The 650-nt window shown below is 23.8% G+C and carries 3 protein-coding genes; 2 read left to right on the top strand and 1 reads right to left on the bottom strand.

The window, feature by feature from the left end; translation table 11 throughout:
- Positions 1-5: 5 nt before the first annotated feature.
- Positions 6-158, top strand: coding sequence for a DUF3047 domain-containing protein (locus tag AMN88_RS02195; RefSeq protein ID WP_256997779.1), 153 nt, complete (start codon positions 6-8; stop codon positions 156-158).
- Here the strand turns inward: AMN88_RS02195 and AMN88_RS04570 are convergent, their stop codons facing one another.
- A complete protein-coding gene (locus AMN88_RS04570; protein ID WP_179850092.1) occupies positions 159-299 on the bottom strand; it encodes a hypothetical protein in 141 nt (46 codons plus the stop codon). It abuts the gene before it with no gap.
- Positions 300-356: 57 nt separating this feature from the next.
- Between AMN88_RS04570 and AMN88_RS02200 the strand changes: the two genes are divergently transcribed.
- Positions 357-650, top strand: a 294-nt coding sequence (locus tag AMN88_RS02200) for a YbgC/FadM family acyl-CoA thioesterase (RefSeq protein ID WP_075536223.1), incomplete at its 3' end; no start/stop codon positions are given.

Raw genomic sequence — 650 nt, forward strand, 5'->3', positions numbered from 1 at the left:
AATGGGTGACAGTAAAAACCAATGTGAAAGAAGATTTTAAAAAATTTCATGATTTAGATGTAAATGAATTAGACGGCCTAGCTATAATGGCAGATACTGATAATTCTAAAATGAAATCAATTTCTTATTTTCAGAATATTTATTTTTCAGCAGATTAATTACCATTTTAAATACTTTTTTAATCCAATACTTAAAAACGATAATAAAATCGCTGCGATAACATCTGCGATTGGAATTGCATTTGGAAATCCAAAGTTCCATAAAATTACTCCGATTAACCAAATTATATAAATTTTCATCTAAGATATTATATCTTAGTTTCTATTAAATTTTTATTTATTTGATATTATTAATTTATGCATAAAAACTTTAGTCATAATGTTAAAGTGTATTATGAAGATACAGACGCTGGTGGAGTCGTGTATTATGCAAATTATTTAAAATATTTAGAAAGAGCTAGAACTGAAGCGTTATCAACTATTGGATTAAGTAATACAAAAATAAAAAATGATTTTGGTGCTCTTATAATTGTTAAATCGTGCAATATTGAATATAAAAAATCTGCATATTTAGAAGATGATTTACAAATTAAATCATTTGTAAACTCTACTTCAAAAACTTCTTTTTTAATGAATCAATCAATATTTAAA

Source organism: Candidatus Pelagibacter communis (genome assembly GCF_001180165.1).
Lineage (GTDB): Bacteria > Pseudomonadota > Alphaproteobacteria > Pelagibacterales > Pelagibacteraceae > Pelagibacter > Pelagibacter ubique_P.